General features: G+C 41.3%; 12 protein-coding genes. 9 read left to right on the top strand and 3 right to left on the bottom strand.

All coding sequences use genetic code 11. The features are described from left to right. Positions 1–95: 95 nt before the first annotated feature. Positions 96–3035, top strand: coding sequence for an insulinase family protein (locus LZZ98_RS01990; RefSeq protein WP_237786428.1), 2940 nt, complete (start codon positions 96–98; stop codon positions 3033–3035). Positions 3036–3258: 223 nt separating this feature from the next. After that, a complete protein-coding gene (locus LZZ98_RS01985; protein WP_237786427.1) occupies positions 3259–4413 on the top strand; it encodes a phospholipase A in 1155 nt (384 codons plus the stop codon). Between the two features lie 58 nt (positions 4414–4471). On the opposite strand, the gene LZZ98_RS01980 is transcribed toward LZZ98_RS01985, so the two are convergent. The 3 genes from LZZ98_RS01980 to ilvA all read right to left on the bottom strand — a co-directional run bounded on the left by LZZ98_RS01980 (position 4472) and on the right by ilvA (position 8280). Then, entirely contained in the window at positions 4472–5812 is a 1341-nt protein-coding gene (locus tag LZZ98_RS01980; protein ID WP_237786426.1) for a TrkH family potassium uptake protein, read from the bottom strand. Positions 5813–5815: 3 nt separating this feature from the next. After that, positions 5816–6466 carry a potassium channel family protein gene (locus tag LZZ98_RS01975; protein ID WP_237786425.1) on the bottom strand — a complete coding sequence of 217 codons (651 nt, stop codon included), beginning with the start codon at positions 6464–6466 and terminating at the stop codon, positions 5816–5818. Positions 6467–6741: 275 nt separating this feature from the next. Then, on the bottom strand, positions 6742–8280 hold the full coding sequence (gene ilvA, locus LZZ98_RS01970) for a threonine ammonia-lyase, biosynthetic (protein ID WP_237786424.1): 1539 nt from the start codon (positions 8278–8280) through the stop codon (positions 6742–6744). Positions 8281–8387: 107 nt separating this feature from the next. On the opposite strand from ilvA, the gene rpiA reads away from it, so the two are divergent. From rpiA to clpA, 7 genes are all read left to right on the top strand, one after another. Then, positions 8388–9059: a ribose-5-phosphate isomerase RpiA gene (gene rpiA / locus LZZ98_RS01965; protein WP_067724695.1), complete on the top strand. Its 672-nt coding sequence runs from the start codon at positions 8388–8390 to the stop codon at positions 9057–9059. A 105-nt stretch (positions 9060–9164) separates the two neighbouring features. Continuing rightward, a complete protein-coding gene (locus LZZ98_RS01960) occupies positions 9165–9842 on the top strand; it encodes a M48 family metallopeptidase (protein WP_237786423.1) in 678 nt (225 codons plus the stop codon). 183 nt (positions 9843–10025) lie between these two features. Then, positions 10026–10736: a PDZ domain-containing protein gene (locus tag LZZ98_RS01955; RefSeq protein ID WP_237786422.1), complete on the top strand. Its 711-nt coding sequence runs from the start codon at positions 10026–10028 to the stop codon at positions 10734–10736. Positions 10737–10923: 187 nt separating this feature from the next. Continuing rightward, on the top strand, positions 10924–11979 hold the full coding sequence (gene argC, locus LZZ98_RS01950; protein WP_237786421.1) for an N-acetyl-gamma-glutamyl-phosphate reductase: 1056 nt from the start codon (positions 10924–10926) through the stop codon (positions 11977–11979). A 78-nt stretch (positions 11980–12057) separates the two neighbouring features. Continuing rightward, positions 12058–12813: a DUF6776 family protein gene (locus LZZ98_RS01945; protein WP_237786420.1), complete on the top strand. Its 756-nt coding sequence runs from the start codon at positions 12058–12060 to the stop codon at positions 12811–12813. 18 nt (positions 12814–12831) lie between these two features. Continuing rightward, entirely contained in the window at positions 12832–13245 is a 414-nt protein-coding gene (gene clpS, locus LZZ98_RS01940; RefSeq protein ID WP_086174240.1) for an ATP-dependent Clp protease adapter ClpS, read from the top strand. 9 nt (positions 13246–13254) lie between these two features. Continuing rightward, positions 13255–15531, top strand: a complete 2277-nt coding sequence (gene clpA, locus LZZ98_RS01935) for an ATP-dependent Clp protease ATP-binding subunit ClpA (RefSeq protein ID WP_237786419.1) — start codon at positions 13255–13257, stop codon at positions 15529–15531. Positions 15532–15560 lie beyond the last annotated feature (29 nt).

The following is a 15560-nucleotide window of genomic DNA, read 5'->3' as shown; positions in this document are numbered from 1 at the left end:
AAATGCTTGGAATTTCGTAAAGCTGTGAATCCAAATAGCGCAATATTCAGGTATAATCAAAACCATCTTATAAATATGTAAATGTCGGAGATCACATGACTGTAGATGTCACTGAAACCATTTCTCAAACTGTTCATCCTGCGTTTCAGTTGATACGTCAACACCATGTTGAGGCCTTAGATATTCGGGTGTCTGAATATAAGCATAAAGTCACTGGTGCCATACATTATCATCTGGCCAGTGATCTGGATGAAAATGTCTTTCTGGTTGCGTTCCGTACCCAACCGATGGATTCAAAGGGTGAAGCGCACATTTTAGAACATACTGCGCTCTGCGGTTCTGAAAAATTCCCTGTTCGTGATCCGTTTTTCCTGATGATTCGTCGTTCATTGAACACGTTTATGAACGCGTTTACCTCGGCGGACTGGACAGCCTATCCTTTTGCGACCCAAAATAAAAAAGACTTTCAAAATTTACTGGAAGTGTATTTGGATGCTGCTTTTGCCGCGAATTTAAATGAACTGGATTTTGCCCAGGAAGGGATTCGTATTGAGCTGGAAGATGGCCAGCCGGTATATAAAGGTGTGGTGTTTAATGAAATGAAAGGGGCGATGAGTTCGCCTTCAGATCAGCTGTATCATCAATTGGCCCATCATTTATTCCCGCACACCACCTATCATTACAATTCAGGTGGCGACCCTAAAGATATTCCAGATTTAACTTACTCAGAGTTAGTTAATTTCTATAAATCACATTACCATCCAAGTAATGCGGTATTTATGACCTTTGGTAATGAATCTGTCTATCACTTGCAGGAACAGTTTGAAACTTTGGCTTTATCCAAATTCGAAAAAGGCCAAACTCTGCATTCCACTCCGGAAACTCGCTTAACAGCGCCAATTGAAGTGACTGAGACCTATGCGGTAGATGCAGAAGACCTGAAGGATAAAACCTATCACGTGATTTCATGGTTATTGCCTCAAGCCAGCGATATCAAATTGCGCTTAGGCATGCGTTTGGTGGAAGGTATTTTACTGGAAGATTCGGCTTCGCCTTTGCGCCATTATCTGGAAACCTGTGGTTATGCCCAGTCGACCGGTCCAATTATGGGTGTAGACGATTCCAACTTTGAAATGACTTTCTATTGTGGTGTACAGGGTTCAAATCCTGAACATGCTCAAGAATTTAAAGAAGGTGTATTTAAGATTCTGCAAGAAGTGGCCTCTAAACCCGTAGATGCTGAAATGGTTGATGCCATTTTGCACCAGATTGAATTGCATCAGCGTGAAATCAATGGCGATGGCATGCCATATGGCTTAAGCCTGATTCTGAATGGTTTGAGCAGTGCGATTCATCATAGTGATCCGGTGCAGGTTTGGGATGTAGATCGTGCCATTGAGCAAGTAAAAGAAGAGCTCAAAGACCCAATGTGGTTGTCGAACCTGATTAAACAATATCTGCTGGACAATCCGCATCGTGTACAAATGACTTTGGTACCGGATGCAACTAAATCTGCCAAGGAAGCTGAAGCGGAAAAAGCACGTTTGGCAGCTATTGGTGCCCAGCTGACCGATGAACAGAAAGCTGCAATTGTTCAGCAAACTGAAGCGCTCAAAGTCCGTCAGGATACTCCGGATGATTTGAACCTGTTGCCTAAAGTGGGGCTGGAAGATGTCCCGGCAGATTTGCATATTGTCCAAGGTCAATTGCGTGAAATTATCAGCAATAATTTGGATACGCCGTTGAATTTGTACCATGCAGGAACCAATGGTCTTTACTATCAGCAAGTGACCATCAAAATTCCAGACCAGGTGGTGCACTCGCCATATTTTAACCTGCTCTCTATTTTGTTGGGTGAAGTGGGTGCAGGCGAGTATGGTTATCTTGAACTGCAACAACTGCAAACCGCCGTGAGCGGTGGCGTGGGGATGGGGGCATCACTGCGTTCAAAAATTGATGATAAAAATAAAATTAGCGCATGGCTGACTTTGACCACCAAGTCGCTGGTGAATAATTTTGAAGCCATCCGTTTGTTGAAGCTGGCATTTGAACAACTGCGTTTTGATGAAAAAGACCGCATTATTGAGTTGCTGCAACAACGTAAAACACGTTGGAATTCACGTATTTCGGGTTCAGGTCATAGCTATGCCATGCAAATTGCAGGGCGTAATCATAGTGCCTTGGCACAACGTGATTATCACAATACCGGCTTGGGAGCATTGAACTGGCTAGGTGATTTGGTCACTAAAATTGAAAAAGATGAAGCCGCTTATGATGCCTTAATTGCAGAGCTAAAAGCCATTCATCGTCTGCTTTTACAGGCACCAAAACAATTCTTGCTGGTGTGTGAAGAACATCACTCTGATCGTTTAATTGAAGAAGTTCAAGAGGTTTGGGACAAGCTTGCGGTTGATCAAACAGCTGTAGAATTAACACCCATTGTCACAGAAAATAGCAATCATGACGAAGCTTGGTTAATTCAAGCCAATGTTCAATTCTGTGCAGCTGCATATCCTGCGGTAGAAGTGTCTCATCCCGATGCTGCTCCGCTCATGATCTTGGCGGCTTATTTACGCAATGGCTTCTTGCACAGTGCGATTCGTGAAAAAGGTGGCGCTTACGGTGGTGGGGCTAGTTATGACGGCAATGCATGTTCATTCCGTTTCTATAGCTATCGCGATCCGCGTCTGGCAGAAACCTTTAAAGATTTTGAAGCCAGTATCCAGTGGTTGTTGAATAGCGAACACAAACCGCATCAACTCGAAGAAGCTATTTTGGGGTTAGTTGCAAGCATGGATAAACCGGGCTCTCCAGCAGGAGAAGCGATTAGTGCTTGCTATGCATTACTGCATGCACGTACACCGGCTGTTCGTAAGCAATTACGTGCGCGTTTACTTGCTGTGACACTGGATGATCTAAAACGGGTAGCAGAACAATATCTGGTTCAGCAAACACCAGTAAAAGCTGTGGTGGCACCAGTAGCGAAGCGCGATGCCTTGATTGAACTTGGCTTCAATATTCAACAAGTGAATTAAAAGATAGGGGCGGTTGATATTTCATCAAATGGCTTGCGCTAAAAACAGGACACGGCTTAGTTTTTAGCGCAAGGGACGAGCATTTTTTACTTTTATTTCATTACCAAGCAGTTGTTTAGAATAACTAAACATCCTGCTCCGTAGCTTATATTTGCTAAAAAATTGGCATGGTCACAAACCATGATGAAAAGTTTTTACAGCCCCACGTTTGAGGTAAAACCCTATGGCGTTTAAAACGCTGGAACGCATACCTTTGCAACTGAGCATGATCATGCTCAGTTCTTTGTATGTGACGAATATTCATGCACAAACCCCACAATCTTTAATTACACCTGCAAGTCCCGAAGCATGCGTGGCATTAGAATCCAATGCGGATCGTTTGGCCTGTTATGACACTTTGTTCAAGGTGCCTGAGGCTGAAAAAACTGCACTGGTGTCTGAACGTCAGGCAGCCAATCAAATTGCACCTGCACCGACTGAACCGGAAACGATAAAAGAAAAAATCAGTCATGGCGTGAGTAACATATTTGCGGTTGAGGGACCCAAAATTGATCCCAATACCTCTTTGCTGGACAAGCGTTGGGAGCTGGCACCTGAAAGTAAGCTTGGAACCTGGAATATTCGTGCCCACCAGCCCGTTTATTTACTGCCGGGATTCTGGACTTCTGACAAAAATGAACGTCCTTCCAGTCCGAATGAAAATAATACGGTACAGGTAGGTGATGAGCAAAACCTGAAATCGATGGAAGCGAAATTCCAGTTGTCTTTAAAAACCAAAGCAGTTGAAAACCTGTTTGGTGATAATGGCGATATCTGGTTGGGTTATACCCAGTCATCACACTGGCAGGTTTATAATGCAGATGCCTCGCGTCCTTTTCGTGAAACCAATTATGAACCTGAAGCCAGTCTGGTTTTTCGTACCAATTATGAAATTTTGGGCTTAAATGCACGCCTGCTTGGTGTAACCTTTAACCACCAGTCCAACGGTCGTGCAGATCCATTATCACGTAGCTGGAACCGGGTCATATTTAATGTTGGACTTGAGCGTGATAACTTCGCACTGATGTTGCGTCCCTGGTATCGCATTGAAGAAAATGCCAAAGATGACAACAACCCGGATATTAAAAACTATATTGGCCGTGGTGATTTAACCGCATTTTACCGCAAGAATGATCATGAATTTTCCCTGATGCTACGTCACTCGCTAAAAGGTGGCGATGATGCACACGGCGCTATGCAGTTTGATTGGGCATTCCCGATTAGCGGTAAATTGCGTGGTCATTTTCAATTATTTGATGGCTACGGTGAAAGTCTGATTGATTATAACCATCGTGCCACTTATGTCGGTTTAGGCGTGTCCTTGATGAATTGGTATTAAAATTTATCCATGAATGATAAAAACCACTCTTTATGAGTGGTTTTTTATTGAATCGGGTTTAACCAATTTGAATATCTGCCGGTGGGTGTTTTAAACGGCTTTTTTTCGGGGTAGCAATCAGGTAGGCCAGAGTCAGTGGCCCCAAACGACCCGCAAACATCAGTAAGATTAAAGCAAACAGACTTGCTGGTTGTAATTCACTGGTAATGCCACGTGATAATCCTACCGTACAGGTGGCAGAAACTGCTTCGAAGAGTAAATCCAGGAAGTTTTTGCTTGGCTCCAGAATAAGAAGCGTAAATAATCCTAAAAATATCAGTATGGCCGTAATGGAAACCACGGCTAAGGCTTTAAATGAGGTGGTTTTAGAAACTGAGTGATTGAATACGGTTAATTCTTCTGAGCGTCGTAAAAAAGTGATCACACTTAATACCACAATAATAAAAGTACCCACCTTAATACCGCCAGCCGTGCTGAGTGAACCGCCACCAATAAACATCAGGATCATGGTGACTAAGGTGGAAGCATCGGTCATGTTTGCCATCTCCAGGCTGTTAAAACCGGATGAGCGCGGAACGGTAGCATGGAACCAGGCATTTAGGGCTTGATCGCCCAGACTCATATTCGCCAGGGTTAGGGGGTTATTGGCTTCCAGTACCCAAATCACAATAAAGGCAAACAGGTTCAAACCTGCAATGGTAGAGAGTATTAATTTGCTATTGGCACTTAATTTTTTCCAGCGACGAGAGCGCTGGATATCCATCAGTACTACAAAGCCAATTCCACCAATAATGTAGAGCATGCTAATGGTAAAGGTAATCAGGTGCTGGTCTGCAAAACTCATTAAACTGTTTGGGAAAAGCGAGAAACCACCATTATTAAAAGCCGAAACACTGTAAAAGGCGGCATAAAAGAACGCGTGGGCCAGATCGTATTCTGGCATCCAGGCAATGGTTAAAATCAATGTGCCAATCGCCTCAAAAAACAGGGAATATAACAGCACCCCTTTAATTGTGAATGACACTTTGGCCAGGCTGGTTTGACCAATGGTTTCCTGCGCCATCATTTGCTGTTTGAGCCTGATATTGGAAGAAAGGCTCAGTGCGGCCAGTATGGCAAAAGTCATAAACCCCAGGCCGCCGCTTTGCAATAACAGCATAATGACGATCTTGCCAAAGGTGGTATAGGCTTCTCCGACATTGACCACAGACAGCCCGGTAATGGTCACGGCAGAAGTTGAAGTGAACAGGGCATTGAGCCAGCTTAATTCACCATGATGTGAAATCGGGAGTTTGAGCAATAAAGTTCCGACAACGATAAAGCTCAAGAAACCCAGAGCCAGTAAACTGGGTGGGCTTAGATTGACCGTATTAGGATTTTTGTTTTGCGCTTGATTCATATTTTATTTAAACCGGGCAGACAGTTTTCTTAAGGGTTCAATTTCACCTTCCACGACTAAGATATCACCTTCTTGTATAATTAAATTAGGATCAATGCTATATGAAACTTGCTTGCCGCGTTTGTGCAGAATAGTTTTAATTTCAGGAACATGACTCATAAGCTGATGAAAGCGTTCTCCCTGCTGACTCTTTTTAATTTCAATTTTAACGATGAAATGATTGTCTTCTAAACCCATATAACGACTGACCATCGGGTAGCTTAATGACTGGGCAACCCGATTACCCATATCCTCTTCAGGATGAATGATTTTATTCACGCCAAGATGGGTCAAAATCATGTGATGGGCTTGTGATTTGGCCTTAGCCCAAATTTTATTAATACCCATATTTTTTAGATGCAAAACACATAAAATGCTGGCTTCAATGTCTTCGCCAATAGCCACCACCACGGCTTCACAGTTTTGAATATTCAGTTCTTTGAGCACATGTTCATCTGTGGCATCGGCAATGACTGCATGAGTCAGCTGATCAGAAATGGTTTCTACATATTTTTTATTGCTGTCTATACCAATCACATCATGGTTTAAAATGGCTAATTTGGTTGCGACGGTTGCACCAAAACTACCCAAACCAATCACTGCAAACTGTGCCATGTGTTTTTAATCCTAATTCGTTTTCAATTTTTACATCATATTTCAACGACTATGATGCCACTAAATTTTAGAGTTTGCGTGTTAAACTTTAGCTTAGGTATTGAATAACTGCATTCAACTGAATTCTAAACAGGGAATGATTAGCTCAAGATTATAAAATAGTCCATGTACAGCTTTCGATTGATGTGATTTGTCTAACTATTTTTTAATAACGAGAGTTAAATGCAAAAAAATAGCCTGTATGAATACAGGCTATTTCAGGTAATGCTAAAAAATTATTTCAAGAAGCGTTGATAACCCAGGTTATTGGTAATTTCCGCATATGGATAAGTAATACTTTCCAATGTTTCAATTAAACCATCCGGATTCTGTTTCGCGTCGCTTGCTTCCAAGCCAACCAGAACACGACCTTCAGCCGCACCATGGTTACGGTAATGGAATAGGGTAATGTTATGCGTTGGTCCTAAACGTTCCAGGAAGGTTAATAATGCCCCTGGACGTTCCGGAAATTCCACACGGAACAGACGTTCATTTTCAATGTCTGCATGACCACCGACCAAATAACGGATATGCAGTTTTGCAACTTCATCATCAGACAGGTCATCTACATCGTATTGAACTTTCAAGGTTTCATAAATGTCGTGACGTTCTTTTTCACCGCCTTTCAAGCTGATGCCGACAAAAACTTGTGCAGCACTTGCATCGCTAGCGCGGTAGTTGAATTCGGTGATATTACGGCCTTGCAGGGCGCGGCAGAAGTTCAGGAATGAACCTTTTTCTTCCGGAATGGTGACTGCAAAAATGGCTTCTTTACGTTCACCCAGTTCGGTACGTTCAGCAATATAACGCAGGCGGTCGAAGTTCATGTTGGCACCACAAACAATCGACACCATATTTTTATTTTCCAGACCATGTTCTGCCACATATTTCTTGATTCCTGCAAGTGCCATGGCACCAGAAGGTTCAACAATGCTGCGGCATTCGTCATAGGTATCTTTAATGGCTGCACAGATTTCGTCTGTGTTGACCAAGACTACATCACGCTCAACAATTGGGCCGGAGTTATCCGATTTTTGTAATTGGATCACTTCAAACGGTTTTGCACCAATTTGAGCGACCGCAGTACCATCAGCAAATAAACCTACAGAAGGTAAAATTACACGTTCATTGGCTTCAAAAGCAGCTTTCAAACAAGCAGATTCATCATATTCCACAGGAATAACTTTCACATGTGGAGCAACATCACCCAGATAAGCAGCAACCCCAGCAATTAAACCGCCACCGCCTACAGCAACGAATACATACTCCACATCACGCCATTGACGCAAAATTTCATTGGCTATGGTACCTTGACCGGCCATCACCAGTTCATCATCGTATGGCGGAATAAAAGTCATGCCTTCATCTTGCGCACACTGAATTGCATATTTATTGGCAACGTCAAAAGAGTCGCCGTGTAATACCACTTCACCGCCTAGACGTTTTACAGCCTGAACCTTAATGTCTGGTGTAGTTTTCGGCATCACAATAATGGCGCGAATTCCCAGTTTTTTACCAGATAGAGCCACGCCTTGAGCATGGTTACCCGCTGAAGCCGTAATAACGCCACGTTGCAACTGAGATTTCGGTAATTGACTAATACGGTTATAGGCACCGCGTAGCTTGAAGGAAAAGACAGGTTGTAGATCTTCGCGTTTAAAGCGAATGTTATTATTTAGTTTTTCACTAATTCGTGGCGCTGCTTCGAGTGGGGTTTCGATTGCAACGTCATACACCGTTGCCTGTAATATTTGTCGAACCAAACGAGACAGCATGTTAATTTTCCATCTAACAGTTTAAAATAGGCCTTTATTGTAACAAACCCCTGTACATTTGGGCTGTTTAATCAGCAACAAATGTCAAAAAATAGTTGAGCCAAGTTATGAGTCTGTATGCTACCCAAGATGAAAAGAAACAAGCTGCTGCAAAAGCTGCTTTAAAACACTTGCCTAAAGGCGGTATTTTGGGTGTAGGTACAGGAAGTACAGTAAACTTCCTCATCGAATTATTGCCAGAATTACAATTAGAAGCTGCAGTGGCAAGTTCTGAAGCCACTGCGCAGCGTCTGAAAAAGTTAGGTATTGAAGTGGTCGACATGAACTCTGTAGGCGGCTTAGATGCCTATGTGGATGGTGCGGATGAAATTGACCGTCATATGCACATGATCAAAGGTGGCGGTGCTGCACTGACTCGTGAAAAAATTGTCGCTTCAATTGCGAAAAAATTCGTTTGTATCGTCGATGATTCTAAATGGGTAGAACAATTGGGTCATGATTTCCCATTGCCTGTAGAAGTCATTCCAATGGCGCGTTCTGCTGTAGCCCGTAAAATTGTTTCTTTAGGTGGTGATCCGGTTTACCGTGAAGGCGTGGTAACAGATAACGGTAACGTGATTTTAGATGTGCATAATTTCAATATCTTAAATGCACTTGAACTTGAAAAAACTCTCAATAACATTCCGGGTGTGGTATGTAACGGTATCTTCGCGATTAATAAAGCCGATATTGCTGTTGTTGCAACTGATAATGGTATTGAAGAACGTACTGCGGTTTAAACTTAACCCTCCTAAAAATAATCCCTCTAAGTCTCCCTTTAAGAAAGGGAGACTTTAAAGCCCCTCTTTGTAAAAGAGGGGTTTGGGGAGATTAAAAAGAACAAAATGACTTTAAACGACCTACCAGAAATCCAAATTGTTCGAAACGTCAGATCGACGCGTTTACGCTTACGTGTTGAGCCGACTCAGATCCGTTTAACTGCACCGGTATTGTGCTCTAAACGACAAATTCAAAATTTTATAGATCAGTCTGAGCAATGGCTGATTCAAACCTGGCAGAAACAACAAGAAAAAATTATTCAAATAGACAAGAGTTTACCGAATGAATTACAGTTGTTTAATTTAGATCAATCAATTGTAATAACCTATCAAAGCCAAAAGCACTCTTTTATTTTTGATGATGAAAATTTACAGCTATTCATTAGCGATCGTCAGCCTGAGCAGTATTTAAAAGCCTTCATCATTAATTATGCAAAAGAACATTTATCTATTTATTTAGAGTATGTAAGCCAAGAAAGTAATTTGAGTTTTGGGAAATGTGCGATTCGGCAGCCGAAAACGCGTTGGGGAAGTTGTACTTCTAAGCATGATATTATGTTGAATAGTGCTTTGGTGCTGTTTCCGAAAGAGATTGCGCACTATGTGTGTGTACATGAATTGGCCCATACCAAACATTTTGATCACAGTTCGCATTTCTGGGCGGAAGTTCAGAAACATGATGCAAATTTTCAACTGCATCGCAAAATTTTAAAAACTACGCCAATGCCGTATTGGTGGCACTGATTGTTAAAGAGTTATAATTATTTGATTTCGTTTTGAAAGTTTGATTAAGTTTGGTATCAAATTTCAATATAGTCTATATGTTATCGATATTTGTTTAACTTTTTTTGACTTTTAATTTTAAGTTTAGTAATTGTATTTACAGCAATAATTTAAATAAAAATCTAATAAAATAGGTTACTGTTTATGAAGTATATGTCAAAAGTATGTTGTGCCATATTGCTTAGCTATAGTCCAACTTTATTCGCTGAAAATTACTACGATAACAGTATGTTGCGTTGGAAGCCTGATATATTCAAAGTAGATGATTTGGAAAGTAAGACAATAGAATTGCTTGAAGCTGGCTTTATACCTGTATCTAAGGAAAAGTTTAGGAATTATTCTTATGATAAAAGTATGCGAGATATAAAGAAAAAAGCATTACAGCACGGAGCTCAAGTTATCATCTTTAGCAACATTCCGTTAAGCAGTGAAACGATTTTTGATGTTCGCATTATGGGGAATGATAAGAATAAAAATGATGTACATAATTTAAATAATATCCCTGTAGGTACAATCCAGAGAACACCAGTTCGAATGAGTGGTTCCAGTGATGAATACACAGTACTTTATTTTTATAAATTTGATTCTATAACAGGTATTTATCCAGTTGAATTATCTGACAGGGAGAAAATTTATAATGGTATTCAAACTGGCGTGGTTGCTAAAGTGATTAGGCAAGGCTCACCTGCACAAAATGTAATACTGCCTCAAGATATTATTTTGAAAATGAATGATGAAAATATTGTTGATACAAGTGCTTTTGTAGAAAGTTCGAATTATCTAAAAGGGAACACCGTAAAATTTGAAATTTTGAGAAAAGGTGAAAAACTGCATAAAGAGCTTAAGTTGGATTAGTTTTTGGAGGTATGTTTTAGCCCATGTGAAAAACTTCAATTTTGGTTAAATAAAACACATTTATTGGGTGTGATTAACACGAGAGAAATTTGCCTTTTGGGCAATAAAACCAAGCAAAACAGTTCAGAAAACCAAAACTTCCTGTCATACTACGCAGTTACGAAATGAAAACTTTAGATTTGAGGTAGTGATCGTGATTACTGTTGGTATTGTCGGTGGTACAGGTTATACAGGCGTTGAATTGTTGCGTCTTTTACTACGACACCCAAATGTGCAGGTTAATGTACTGACATCACGTACCGAAAATGGTCGCCGTGTAGATGATATGTTCCCAAGCTTACGTGGACATACCGATCTTCAATATTCAGATTTAAACATTGATGAACTGAAAAAATGCGACGTGGTATTCTTTGCAACACCTCATGGTGTGGCAATGAAGCATGCAGCAGAACTGGTCGCTGCCAATACCAAAGTGATCGATCTGGCGGCAGATTTCCGTTTGCAAAATTTAGAACAGTTTGAAAAATGGTATGGTCTTGAACATGCCTGTCCAGATATTCTTAAAGATTCTGTTTACGGTCTGTCAGAACTGAACCGTGACAAAATTAAAAATGCCAAGGTGATTGGTAACCCGGGTTGCTATCCAACAACTGTACAGCTTGGCCTTGCTCCATTATTCAAACAGGCTGAAGCTTTGGTTAAACCGGAAAGCATTATTATTGATGCTAAATCGGGTGTTTCGGGTGCAGGTCGTAAAGCTAGCCTGGGCATGATTTATTCTGAAAATGCCGACAACTTTAAGGCTTATGGCGTTGCAGGTCACCGTCATCATCCTGAAATTGTAGAAGCCCTGGAAAATATTTCCGGTCAAAAAGATGTATTTAATCACATCGTCTTTGTACCGCATTTAGTGCCAATGATTCGTGGCATGCTCAGCACCATCTATGTCGATTTAACCGATGCGGGTGATGCTGTGGACTTGCAAAGCCTGTATGAACAGTTCTATGCCAATGAACAGTTTGTCGATGTGATGCCAGCCAACAGCTCGCCAGAAACACGTTCTGTGCGTGGTGCAAACCAGCTTCGTATTGCGCTATATAAACCGCAACCGAAAAAATTGATTGTGTTATCTGTACAGGATAATCTGGTGAAAGGTGCAGCAGGACAGGCAGTACAAAATATGAACCTGATGTTTGGATTTGCAGAAAATGCAGGCCTTGCAGGAATTGGTTTATTACCATAAAAAACGTTTTTCAGCTTCACACACATTTGGATTTGGATTTAAATGTGTGTTTTGAATGAATCAAAATAAGAGATGACGATGCCGAATTCTGACTCAAATACTCCGTCACAACTGTCCTTGCTCAGTAAAAAGCCTTTTTTAAAGGGTAATTTACCGCTAGGAATTAGTGCTGCCATTCTTGTTCTGGGAAGTGGTTTGCTGGGCTATTCAGTTGGGCATCGGCAAGGTTTGACTGTGGTAGGCTATGAAGCGGATGCAGAACAACTGGTAGAAGTTGTGCAAAAGCAAAAGACGAGTTTGCAAACACTGAATAAGAACTTGAATTTGGCTGTGCAGGAACGTGATGTTGCAGTCAGTAATTCAAATGATTTATTTACTGCATTAAATCAGGCACGGGAAGATAAAACCCAGTCCGAAGGTTTAAGTGCAATTTACCGTGAAGTATTGCGTCAGCGCGGTGGTTTAAGCCTGACCATACAAAATATCGGTATTAAACCCTTACCTGAAAATGCTTATGAATATCAACTTGATCTGGTGCAAATCAGTCCAAATAGACGTGGTATTTCTGGAACTGTAGAGTTGCGTTTAATTCAGGGTACTGAAGTTTTGGTTGTTCCTATGGAAGACAAGAACTTTAATTTTGAAGATTATGAACGTTTAACCGGACGTTGGACCATGCCTAAAGGCTTTACACCACAATTTATTGAAGTTCGTTTAACTGGTGCTACAAGCACACCGGTAATTAAGCGTTTTAGTTGGGGCCGTGGTAAACCTATAGAGAGTCAATCGGCATTTATTTCTGAAATCCCTCAAGCAGAAGCAAATGCGCAATAAATGTGAATTAAAAATCCTATGCGAATGAATAAGCGTCAAAATTGTTTAAATACCATCAAAAATTCTTTTCATCAATCAGGATATGTCGATTGGCATATTAGTCCACGCTTAGGAAATGACTCGCAGGATGAATCTGAAGGGGATATTGCTGTGCAAACAGCACCCCCTGAGTTAAAGCGTCCCCCCCTGTATGCTGTTGTTTTAATGAATGACGATTACACCCCTATGGATTTTGTAATTGAAATTTTACAACAATACTTTGCTTTGAATCTTGACCAAGCCACACAAGTAATGCTAACTGTACATTATGAAGGGAAAGGTGTTGCAGGCGTTTATCCACGAGACATTGCGGAAACGAAAGCGAACCAAGTCAATAATTATGCTCGGTCTCAAGGTCATCCATTGCTTTGTCAGATTGAGCCAAAAGATTAAGGGGATTACATGCTCAGTCGTCAATTAGAAGTATCTTTACGTTTGGCTGTTAGCATGGCTCGTCAAAAGAGACATGAGTTTCTCACGGTTGAACATTTATTGTTGGCTTTACTTGATAATGACTCTGCTGTAAATGCGCTAAAAGCGTGTGGAGCAGATATCATCGTGCTCCGTAAAGAGCTAGAAGAATACGTTGAACAACACACCCCTAAACTGGCCGAACATAGTGATCAGGCACCCCATCCGACTGAAAGCTTTGATCGCATTCTGCAACGTGCAATTTTCCATGTGCAATCAAGTGGTGGTGATCGTACGGTAGAAGGTGCAGACATTCTGGTTGCAATGTATTCTGAACGGGATTCTTTTGCGGTTTATTTACTTAAACGTCACCAGATTAATCGTTTAACATTAACTCAATATTTATCGCATGGTACCCGTAAAGAAGACGTACCTGCTGAAGAAGAAGTGGAAGAGCTGGATGGAGAAACATCAAGTTCGTCAAATGCAGGTCCACTGGATTTATACACCACCAATTTGAATGCAGAAGCGCAAAAAGGGAAAACCGATCCTTTGATTGGGCGTGAAAAAGAAATTGAACGTACCGCACAAATTCTATGCCGTCGCCGTAAAAATAATCCCTTGCTGGTCGGTGATCCGGGTGTAGGTAAGACCTCGATTGCAGAAGGTCTGGCTTGGCTGATTGTAAATGGTAAAGCGCCTAAACCATTAGCCAATGCTGAAGTGTATAGTCTGGACATTGGTGCCTTGGTTGCAGGAACCAAATATCGCGGTGACTTTGAAAAACGCTTGAAACAATTGTTGAATGCGTTGAAAAAGAAACCAGAAGCAATTTTATTTATTGATGAAATTCACATGATTATTGGTGCAGGCTCAAGTATGGGCAGCACCATGGATGCATCAAACTTAATTAAACCTGCTTTATCGAATGGTTCATTACGTTGCATCGGTTCAACCACTTTTCAGGAATATCGCCAAGTATTTGAAAAAGATCATGCTTTGTCGCGTCGCTTCCAGAAAATTGATGTCAATGAACCTTCAATTTCAGAAACCATTGATATTTTACGTGGCTTAAAATCCAAGTTTGAAGATTTTCATCACGTGCAATATGAGGATAAAGCTTTAGTTTCTGCGGTGGAGTTATCAGCCAAGTTTATTAATGATCGTTTCTTGCCAGATAAAGCAATAGATGTGATTGATGAAGCGGGTGCTCAACGTCGTTTGAAAGCAGAGCAGGATGATACTTTAATCACGGTTGAAAACATTGAAGATATCATCTCCAAAATTGCGCGTATTCCCCCGAAAACCGTATCGAAAGATGACAAAACAGTGCTTTCAAATCTGGAACGTGATCTTAAACGTGTGGTCTTCGGTCAGGATGAGGCAATTGAAGCCTTGGGCTCTGCAATTAAATTGTCGCGTGCAGGGCTAAAATCACCGGATAAACCGGTGGGTAGCTTTGTCTTTGCAGGTCCTACCGGTGTGGGTAAAACTGAAGTGACCAAGCAGTTGGCAAAACTGTTGGGTGTGGAACTGGTTCGTTTCGATATGTCGGAATATATGGAGCGTCATGCCGTTTCACGTTTAATTGGTGCACCTCCAGGTTATGTCGGTTTTGATCAAGGCGGGCTACTCACAGATGCGATTCATAAGAACCCACATTGCGTATTGCTATTGGATGAAATAGAAAAAGCACATCCAGATGTGTTTAATTTGTTATTGCAAATTATGGATCATGGCGCATTGACCGATAATAATGGTCGCAAGTCAGATTTCCGCAATGTGGTTCTGGTTCTTACCACCAATATTGGGGCTGAAAGTATTTCACGCGCCAGCATTGGCTTTAGGGAGCAGGACAACAGCAATGATAACCAGGAAGCTATGAAAAAAGCATTCTCTCCAGAATTCCGTAACCGTCTGGATGGTGTGATTCAATTCAAGGCATTGCCAACGACAGTCATTGAAAATGTGGTTGATAAATTCCTGACTGAACTTCAAGCACAGCTTGATGAGAAGAAAGTGATTCTGGAAGTGGATAAGAGTGCACGTGAATGGATGGCTGAAAATGGCTATGACCGTTTGATGGGTGCTCGTCCAATGCAACGTCTGATTCAGGAACACTTGAAGAAGCCACTTGCCGAGATGATTCTATTTGGTGAGCTTGCAGAACATGGTGGTAATGTCGCGGTATCTGTGAAGAAAGAAAATGGTAAAGCAGTAGGGCTTAAACTTGAAGTTTTTGAAGATCAGACTGCTGAACCAGCTTAATCAAACTTAATTAATTAAATAACCCGTGT

It is taken from the genome of Acinetobacter sp. SM34, from assembly GCF_022012365.1.
Classification (GTDB): Bacteria; Pseudomonadota; Gammaproteobacteria; order Pseudomonadales; family Moraxellaceae; genus Acinetobacter.
Note: the sequence above shows the minus strand (reverse complement) of the source record. Positions and strands in the feature narration are given on the sequence as shown.